The sequence below is a fragment of the uncultured Mailhella sp. genome (genome assembly GCF_947631555.1).
Lineage (GTDB): Bacteria > Desulfobacterota > Desulfovibrionia > Desulfovibrionales > Desulfovibrionaceae > Mailhella.
Window position 1 is genome coordinate 1 of record NZ_CANRLT010000090.1, and the last position, 9,134, is coordinate 9,134.

At 64.8% G+C, this 9,134-nt stretch carries 9 protein-coding genes; 7 read left to right on the plus strand and 2 right to left on the minus strand.

From position 1 onward, the window contains the following. On the plus strand, positions 1-605 hold a 605-nt coding region (locus Q0Z94_RS10195; RefSeq protein ID WP_298069385.1), incomplete at its 5' end, for a hypothetical protein. Positions 606-632: 27 nt separating this feature from the next. Then, on the plus strand, positions 633-1,283 hold the full coding sequence (locus tag Q0Z94_RS10200) for a tail fiber assembly protein (RefSeq protein ID WP_298069387.1): 651 nt from the start codon (positions 633-635) through the stop codon (positions 1,281-1,283). Between the two features lie 39 nt (positions 1,284-1,322). Here the strand turns inward: Q0Z94_RS10200 and Q0Z94_RS10205 are convergent, their stop codons facing one another. Together Q0Z94_RS10205 and Q0Z94_RS10210 are read right to left on the minus strand one after the other, a co-directional pair. Further along, the gene (locus Q0Z94_RS10205) at positions 1,323-1,685 is read right to left on the minus strand and encodes a helix-turn-helix domain-containing protein (protein WP_298069389.1); all 363 of its coding nucleotides are present in this window, start codon (positions 1,683-1,685) and stop codon (positions 1,323-1,325) included. Then, positions 1,654-1,902 (minus strand): cytotoxic translational repressor of toxin-antitoxin stability system, encoded by a 249-nt coding sequence (locus Q0Z94_RS10210; protein WP_298069391.1) that lies wholly within the window; start codon positions 1,900-1,902, stop codon positions 1,654-1,656. Before Q0Z94_RS10210 ends, Q0Z94_RS10205 begins: the two co-directional genes overlap by 32 nt. 148 nt (positions 1,903-2,050) lie before the next feature. Here Q0Z94_RS10210 and Q0Z94_RS10215 point away from each other — a divergent pair, with 148 nt between their 5' ends. From Q0Z94_RS10215 to Q0Z94_RS10235, 5 genes are all read left to right on the plus strand, one after another. Further along, positions 2,051-4,126 (plus strand): hypothetical protein, encoded by a 2,076-nt coding sequence (locus tag Q0Z94_RS10215; protein ID WP_298069392.1) that lies wholly within the window; start codon positions 2,051-2,053, stop codon positions 4,124-4,126. A gap of 2 nt (positions 4,127-4,128) precedes the next feature. After that, positions 4,129-5,067, plus strand: coding sequence for a GNAT family N-acetyltransferase (locus tag Q0Z94_RS10220; protein ID WP_298069393.1), 939 nt, complete (start codon positions 4,129-4,131; stop codon positions 5,065-5,067). Between the two features lies 1 nt (position 5,068). Further along, positions 5,069-5,653: a hypothetical protein gene (locus Q0Z94_RS10225; protein WP_298069395.1), complete on the plus strand. Its 585-nt coding sequence runs from the start codon at positions 5,069-5,071 to the stop codon at positions 5,651-5,653. 12 nt (positions 5,654-5,665) lie between these two features. Then, a complete protein-coding gene (locus Q0Z94_RS10230) occupies positions 5,666-7,861 on the plus strand; it encodes a hypothetical protein (RefSeq protein WP_298069397.1) in 2,196 nt (731 codons plus the stop codon). After that, positions 7,861-9,134 (plus strand): hypothetical protein (locus Q0Z94_RS10235; protein WP_298069399.1); only part of this gene is annotated, 1,274 nt, incomplete at its 3' end. The genes Q0Z94_RS10230 and Q0Z94_RS10235, both read left to right, overlap by 1 nt.

Consider the following 9,134-nt stretch of genomic DNA (forward strand, 5'->3'; position numbering starts at 1 on the left):
GCACGGAAGTGGAACAGGCGGCCGAGGCGCGGATCGCCGAGCTGAAGCAGACCGGCGCGGATCAGGTGGCCGAGGTGGAGCGCGTGGGGAAGGAGCAGACCGAGGCGGCCGAGGCGCAGGCGGACAGGGCCTGCCAGTGTGCGGCGGCTGCGGAGGAGAGTGAGACGGCGGCCAGAAAGAGTGAAGAGGCGGCGGCAGCGAGCGCGGCGCAGCTCTCCGGCTTGTGGCCCATCGGTTCTATCTATGTCCAGTATGGCGGTCAGGAGACGCCGGAGGCGCTTTTCGGCGGGGAGTGGCAGGACATCAGCGAGACCTACGCCGGGCGCTTCTTCCGCGTCGTGGGAGAAGGAACTGCGGCGTTTGGCCAGAACCAGGAGGGCGGCGCGCCGAATATCAGTGGAAGCAGCTGCGCGATGTACTGGGCTCAGCTAGGAGCGCAAACAGGCCCTTTTTCTGCGGAGTTCAGGGGCGACACTCCTGCAGTTGGCAGCACAGCGTACGGTTATAGCGTTATCTTTAATGCAAGCAAGGCTAACGCGGCATACAATCTAACTGAATTCCGCCCGATAAATCACACTGTACGCATATGGAAACGTACTGCTTAAGCCGTTCCCTTACCTCAAGGAGGTATCATGCAATACATCACCGTTGAAGACGGCATCATCACCGGGCATTTCTGCGGAAGCAAAGTGCCCGAAGGAGCTATTGAAGTGCCCGGCACCTTTCAGGGGCACGTTGGCATGAAGTTCGCCGCTCTGGAGGACGACAAGGCCACGGTAAAGCCGCTCTCGAAGCAGGTCGCGGAAAAGATTCTGACCGTGCCCGAGGGCTGGAAGATAGGCGAGGACGACAGGGAACTTCTGCGCATGGACGAGGAGGAGCTGGACGCGGCCTTTGAGAAGGAAGCCTACGCCCAGCCCGGCACGGAAAGTGTCCAGATGCTGCGCAAGTCCTTCGACCGCTACGGCAACTTTGCCCTGCATGTGCCGGACGGCTTCGTCAGGATGGCCTCCGCCCAGCCGACGGAGTTCCACACGGCGCAGGCGGACGGGACGTGGAAGCTGAACACCGAGAAGCTGGCGAAGAGCGTCCGCAGCGAGCGCGACCAGAAGCTGGCGGAGACGGACTACCTGCTGGCCACGGACTATCCGATCACGGCGGAGTCGCTGGAGGCGGTGAAGACCTACCGCCAGGCCCTGCGGGACGTGCCTGAGCAGGCGTCCTTCCCGGAAGAGGTGACGTGGCCGGAAAAGCCGCAGGTGGAAAAGGAGGCCACGGCTTGAGGGGTACTGAGGCCGAAGGCGCACGCAGCTTCCGGCGGTCTAAAGAAACTTCTGGTACGGCACGTGGAAAAGCCCGGCCAGTTTTTTTGCCGCCCTGATGGAAACAGCGCGTTTGCCGCTTTCCCATTCAGAAATACGCGCCTGTGTCACCTGCATGATTTCGGCCAGCTGCGCCTGCGTCATATCGAGCTTGCTGCGGTATCCCCGCAGGAGCATGGCCGGAGAGCGCTCCGGAAAGACTTCCTCAAGGCTGTGTGATGCTTCTGCGTCCGTATTCATAGGCAGCAGACTATGGCCGGAGAGCCTGAACAGGCCTTCCAGTCCGGCGATGACCGCCTCCGCGCTTGCCGATGGAACGCGCAGCACAATGTCAGTCAAGTTGCCGGTAGTTTGCGTTTTCATGAGAGCCTGCATAAATCACCTCGATGATTCGCACCGTATTGTCCGTTACCGTCCAGATAGCGACATAACGGGGGTTTCCGCTGTTCAGATGGCAATGGTAATACTCGCCGCGTTTGTTGCGCATCTTGCTGAAATTGCGCCAGGAAGGCTGCATGGGGCCAGACAGTTCCAGGTCTGTAGCGAGAGCCAGCAGACTGTCCTGAACAGACTGCGGCAATCGGCCTTTCTGCTTTGCTGCTCTGTGACTGAACCGTACTTCCCATGTCTTCGTGTTCATAGAAGGAATATACCATTTTTTGGGATATTGTCAAACAGGTAAACACTAACCGCCTGCTGCCGCTGGCGTTACGCAGAGAGGAGTAACCATGTCACGCATAGCCTTTCGCAACTTCACGGGCGGGGAGGTGACGCCCACGCTCTCCGCCCGCTACGACCTTCAGAAGTTCGGCACCTTCCTGCAGTGCTGCGAGAACTTCATCCCCAACCTGCACGGCGACATTGAGCGCCGTCCGGGGACGAAGTTCGTGGACGAGCTGGAAGGGCCTGCCGTGCTTCTTCCCTTCCAGTTCAACACCGAGGCGGAAAACAACTACGTCCTCATCTTCATGGAGGGCGGCATCCTGGTGGCGGACGAGGGCGGCGTCATCCCTGGCGTGCGGCTGGAAAGCCCCTACGCGCTGGAAGACGTCTACGCCATTTCCCATCATCAGGCCGCGGACGTGGTCTATCTGGCGCACAAGAAGTACGCCCTGCGCAAGCTGACGCGCTCCGGGGACGCGCCGGACTACCAGTGGGAACTTCTGGAAGTGGCGCTCAATCAGAGCCTGCCCGCGCCCGGGAAGCCCACCGTGACCTTCAAGGGCACGGCCAACGGCACGACGCTGAACTATGTGATCACGGCGGTGGACGAGGACGGCGTGGAATCCACGGCTTCCCCTGTGGGCAGCTGCAACGCCAAATTCCCCACGGAATGGGTGGTGGGCGATAACGTGACCCTCTCCTGGCAGTCCGTGCCCGGGGCCAAGGAATACAACATCTACCGCGAGAGCGCGGGCTACTACGGCTTCATCGGCGTGGCGGGCGGGACGAAGTTCACCGACCAGAACTACGAGCCGGACACGGCCATGACGCCCAAGGAGGACTGGAACCCGTTTGCGGACGGCAACCACCCTTCCGCGGTCACGGTGCATCAGCAGCGCCTGGTTCTGGCGGGCACGCGGGACAACCCGGCCTCCTTCTACATGAGCCGCACCGGGGATTACGAGAACTTCCGCAAGAGCCGTCCGCTTCAGGACGACGACCCCGTGGAATACATGCTGGCTTCCGGCTCCATCGACGACATCAGGTGGCTGGCGAGCTTCGGCGAACTGCTCATCGGCACGAGCGGCGCGGAGTACAAGGCCACGTCCAGCGGGGCGGCCATCACGCCTTCCGACGTGCAGATTTCCACGGAGAGCTACTGGGGCAGCGCCGGGCTTCAGCCCATGATCATCGGCAACAGCGTCATGCACTGCCAGCGCTCCGGGAGCCATGTGCGCGACCTCTCCTACAGCTGGGAGAAGGACGGCTACGCGGGCAACGACCTCTCGCTGCTCGCGCCGGAACTGGTGGAGACGCACAGCATCAGGCAGTGGGCCTTCCAGCAGTCGCCGGGTTCCAACATCTGGTGCGTGCGGGAAGACGGGGTGCTCCTGTGCCTGACCTATATGCAGGAGCAGAAGGTCTACGCCTGGAGCCGCCACACCACGCAGGGGAAGGTGCTGTCCTGCGCCGCAATGTGCGGAGAATCCGAGGACGTGATCATGCTGGTGACGGAGCGCGGCGGGCGGTACTTCCTCGAGCGCATGGCGCGGCGCTTCCGGGACACGGACGCCATTGAGGACGCCTTCTTTGTGGACTGCGGCAGGACCGTGCGCCGCGAGGAGGCGGATACCGAGGTCACGGGGCTGGAACATCTGGAGGGGCGGGAAGTGGCGGTTCTGGCCGACGGCAGCCCGGAAGAAGGGCATGTGGTGCGGGACGGGAAGATTGAGCTTTACTACCCGGCCAGGGTGGTGACGGTGGGGCTGAACTTCGCGTCGGTGCTGGCTCCCATGCCGGTGGAGACGGACGGGGACGGGGGTTCCACCCTGGGCAAGCGCCGGGCCTATGGCCGGGTGACGCTGCGCCTCTACCGCAGTGTGGGCGGAAGCTACGCGGCCACGGAGAGCGGCGACCTGTTCAGCCTAGCGCGGGATACTGCGTGGAAGGAGAAGACCTTCTACGACCTTCCCTTCCTGCCGGAGCGGTACGGGGAAGCCTGCCAGCCCTTCAGCGGCGACCTTGCCGTCAGCCTGCCTTCCGGCCAGGACGCGGACACCAGCATTGTGCTGAAGCAGGACAGGCCCATGCCGTTCCGCCTGGTGGCGGTGATGGCGGACATCGACTTCGGGGAGCAGTAGCCATGACGGAGATACGCAGGACGAGCTTTGACGAGCTGTCGCGGCAGGACGGCTTTGAAGCGCTGGCTGCGGCCTACGCCGAGGAGTGCGCTGTTCCCGCGCTGCCCAGGAGCCGGGCGGACGCCGGGGGGTACCGGGCGCTGGAGGCGCAGGGCGTCTATCAGCTCTTCGGGGCGTGGCAGGACGGGCGGCTCATCGGCTTTCTGGGGGTGATCCTGAATAGCGTACCGCACCATGAGGGGGTGAAGTTCGCGTCGGTGGAGAGCCTCTTTGTGGAGCCGGAGCGCAGGAAGGGCGGGCCGGGGCTGGCGCTGGTGCGGGAGGCGGAACGCTTTGCCGCGGGGCGCGGGGCGGCGGCGCTGTTCATGAGCGCACCCCGGGGCGGGCGGCTGGAACGGCTGCTCCCGCGGCTGGGCTTTGACGCGGCCAACACGGTGTTCGTCAAGGCGCTGGGCGGGACGGATGGCGGGCAGGGCAGCGGGAAGGAAGATAAGGATGTGGCGCTGCCGGTGCTGGAGGAGGCTGCCGGGCTTCCGGCTTCGGGCGGGGCGCTTCCTTCACAGAGTGCCGAAACCGTGGCGCGCATTGCCGCAGCCGGGGAGCTGGCACGTTCCTTCCCGCAGGAAGAGCTGCGGCTGGAACACGAGTTCTGGGCGGGGCTGTATGCCCGGACGCTCTTTGTGCCGAAGGGCGTCATGATCACGGGCGTCTGCATACGCATTCCCACGCTGCTCATCGTGAGCGGGGACATGCTGGCGCTGGGGAACGCGGGCTTTGAGCGCTTCACAGGCTACCGTGTGCTCAAGGGGCAGGCCGGGCGGCGGGCGCTCTTTGTGGCGGTGGAGGACACGGCCATGACCATGCTCTTTGCCACCCGGGCGCGGACGCTGGACGAGGCGGAGCGGGAGTTCACCGACACGCCGGAAGAGTTAAGGAGATAGGATGTCAGGATATTCAACGGCAATCATGCTCACGGCCACGGCGCTGAGTACGGCGGTGGGCGTGGGTTCGGCCATTCAGCAGGGCAAGGTGCAGAAGCAGCAGGCGGAATATCAGTCCGCGGTGGCGCGGCAGAACCAGCAGCTTGCCGAACAGCAGGCGGACGCCGAGCGGCGGCAGGGCTATGAGAACATGGTGACCAAGCGGCAGGAGACGGCCAAGCTCATCGGGCGGCAGCGGGCCGCAGCAGGGGCGTCGGGCGCGGCGGTGGATGAAGGCTCCAACCTTGACCTTCAGGCCGACACTGCGGCGCAGGGCGAGATGGACGCCATCAACGCCTACAATCAGGGGCTGGACCGGGCGTACAACTCCGAGATTCAGGCACAGAACTACGGCAATCAGGCTTCGGCCTTCGACATGCAGGGACAGAACTCCGAGCGGGCGGGCTACCTCAACGCGGCGTCCGCGGCTGTCGGCGGCATAGCGGACATGGGCAGCACCTGGGCCAAGGGGCTGGGGACGCAGAAGAAGACGGGCTACTGGGACAGGGCGCTTCAGCAGACGGTCTCCAAACCGCCGCGTCATTAAGGGAGGAGAGCGATGCCGATTTATGAGCCGATGGTCATCAAGGCAAGGGGCGGGGCGCTGCCGCAGTACACGCGGGACAGCCAGAACTATGTGCCGGGGGCGGGGATTTCCGCACGGGTGGACAGCTCCGCGGCGCATATTTCCGCGGCGGGGAATGACGCCGAGGCGCGGGCGCTGGCCGGGCTGGGGCGGAGCATACGCGGCGCGGCGGAAGTGGGCGTGAGGGCGTACGACGAATATTCCAAGAGCAAGGCGATTCAGGCGCTCACCGAGTACCGGCGCGAGATGAACACGGCGCTCTGGGGCGAGAACGGCATTCTGACGCAGCAGGGGGAAGCGGCGTTCAATGTCGACCAACAACGGGCAGAACGGGCGCGCAAGGCACGCGACAGGGCGCTCAAGGACGCAGGCGAGCGCACGAAGTATTATTTTGGCTTGCAGGCGGACGAGTACGACGCGGACACCTCACTCAAGGCGCAGCGGTACGCACAGGACCAGCGGACGAAGTGGGAACTGCGTACCAGCGAGGCGGCAGCTCAGGAACGAGCGGAGTTCGCTATGGATCACTACAGAGACGAGAACGCCTTTACCAAGGGGACGGGTGAATCGCTCTTCCATGTCGAGCAGGGGCTGAAGCTCCAAGGCTACAGCGGGGAAGCCCTGCAGCGCGGGATAAAGGAAGCGAGCAGCAAGATCTTCCGCGGCAGCATTGAGCGGGCGCTGGCGAACGGCGATATTCAGGGCGCGCAGCGGCTCCTGGGACGCGGCGGGGCGAAGCGGGAAGACGGCACGGCCCTGCATATGACCCTGGGAGACGTGAGCTGGGCTGAGGGGGCGCTTGCCGCCGCCCGGGACGCCCAACGCGACAAAGCCGAGGCCGAGAACAACCGCAGGGCGCGGGAGCTTCTGAAAGGCCGGGACGAGGCTCTTGCGAAGGCGCGCTTTTCCGGCGACGTGTCGGAGCTGGAACGCCTTGCTTCAGAACTTGCGGCGCTGGGCAGGACGAGAGAAGCAGAGGATGTGCGCCGCGAGCTTGAGCGCTGCGCCGGCACGCGGGAGATTCGCGCCTTTGCCGCGGACAGGCCGCTGCCCGAAGCCGCAGACCGGCTGAAACAGATGCAGGCCGAGCTTGACGCCGCACAGAGCGCCGGGGACGAGGCCAGGGCCGATTCGCTGACCGCGCAGATCGAGGCCCTGCACGAGGTGTGCCGGAGCCGCGTCCGTTCCCTCAGGGAAGACCCGGCAGACGCCGCGGAGAAGGACAGGCATTTTCAGCTTCCCGAAAACGCCACGCCCGAAGACAGAATCGCCGCCCGCCTGGACTGGCAGAGGAAGAACGGGGTGAGCGGAGCCGCCCTGAGGCCGCTGACCGTGAAGGAGGTGGACAGCCTGGCGGCGGAGTACGCCAAAGCCGCGGCTCCGGCAACGTTCCTTCACAGGCTGAAAACCAGCTTCGGCGCGCAGGGCGAAGCGGTGCTGAAGCAGCTCGCCGCCTCCGGAAAGTTCCCCGGAACCATGAATTTGATAGCCGATATGGACGAGTACTCCGGCGCACTTCTGGCGCAGGCGGTGAAGCCGGGCTTTGCCGCGCAGGCGGAGGAGCGTGCGGGCATGACGGAGCCTGACAAAAAGGCGATGCAGAACGCCGTGAGCCGCGATCTGGCTGGCATCGCCGGAACGTTTCTTGCCGCAGGGGACGGCGAGTCCGTGAAGATCATCGGCCAGGCGGCCTACGCCCTTGCCCTGCAGTACCGGCTCCAGGGCATGAGCCTGGACGAAGCGGCGGGCCGGGCCGTGTCCGAGGTGTTCACCAGCCGTTATCACGTTGTTGGCTCCTTCCGCGTCCCGAAACGCTGCGATGCCTCCGCCGTGGCCCTGGGAGTGCAGGCCGCAACGCGGGAGCTTGCCGCTTCAGGAGACGTCGCCCAGGAAACGCTGTTTCCGGAAGCCGGTTCTCTTGCCCCGGCAGAGGCTTCACAGCAGGTGCGGAACGCTTTGGAACGCCGCGGCCTGTGGGTCACCAACGGAGATGAAAGCGGGCTTCTGCTCGTTGTGGACGGCCGCTTTGTGCGCACGAAGGACGGCAAGCCCGTGGCGTTCTCTTTTGCGGAGCTGGAACGCAGGGGCGAGGCCGAAGCCCGGCATGCTGCCCCGGCCGGGGAAGCCGATCCCGAAGGCGCGATCCGTTTGTCACAGGGAGGTTTCTGATGCCGTTTTACACTGTTATCCCCCAGGTGGAAAAGGAACACGAAAGCGCGTTTTCTCTGGAACATCATGCCGTGCCCTCGCCGGCACCTGCGTCTCGGCCTGAACAGCCGCAGTCCGTGAGCTTCGGCCGTTATCTGGAAACATCCCTTGAGGACGGCTGGCAGAGCGGAGCGCTCATGACGCTGCGGCATGAGGCGCGGCTCAACGATGCCCGTTTTGGCGGCGAGCAGATTTCCGATCTGGTGGAATTGGCCGAAAAAGGCGGCTTGACCGGACTGGACGACCTGCCGGCGCTGGAAGTCCAGGGTGAGCTCTCGCTGGAAGAACAGCGGGAGCGCATTCGCGGGGCGGGTCTGGAAGGCGTTCTTGAACCGCAGGCGGGCTATAACCGGGCCGCACTGGAGCTGGATATCGAACGCAGCCGTGCCATACAGGAGCGAGCCGGCATTCTGGCAGGTGCGCCCGCGTGGATGGCGCCCTTCGGCACTGCCGTCCGCATGGGTGCATCCATGGCTGACCCCATAGAACTGGCCGTGTCCTTCATCCCTGTGATAGGTCAGCAGCGCTACCTGCGTATGCTGGGGCAGATGGGCGGGGCCTGGGGCCGTGCCGCGGTGCGCGCCGGTGTGGGTGCTGTGGAAGGTGCGGTGGGTGCGGCACTCCTCGAACCGCTCATTTTTGCGGATCGAAGCCGAACCGTGCCGGGTTACGGCGCCCTTGACGCGGTGGAGAACATCATCTTCGGAGCCGGCACGGGTGCGCTGGCCCATGCCGGACTTGGTGCGCTGGGAGAGGGGAAGCGTTTTCTGTTCGACCAGCGCCACCCGTGGGAAGTGAAGCCCCCCACGGAGGAATCGGAGGCGCTGCGCCGGGATTTCGAGGAACGCCTTTTCAGCGCCGGTCAGGAGGCCGGAGCCGAAATCACCAGAGAGCAGGCCAGGGCTGCGTCCGTCCTTTTCGACGCCCGCGCCCGGACATGGGCCTGGGACAACGGAAAGGAGACCGCGGAGTTTTATCGGCTCTACGCCCCGGACATGCAGAGCGGGAAGACCGCAGGGAAGATGGACACGGGGGAAGACCCGGGACTGTCCGCCGGAGAACCGCTTGTCCGCGCGGGCATACGCCGCAAACCGGACAGCGCCGCAGCCAGAGTGGTGAGCATCCCCGCAGACGCCGTGCCAGAGTTTGCGCGAATGAAGGACTTTGCCCTCTGGGTCAAGGCTCTGCTGGCGGAGGGCGGCGACATTACCATAGATTCCACACGGCAGACCAT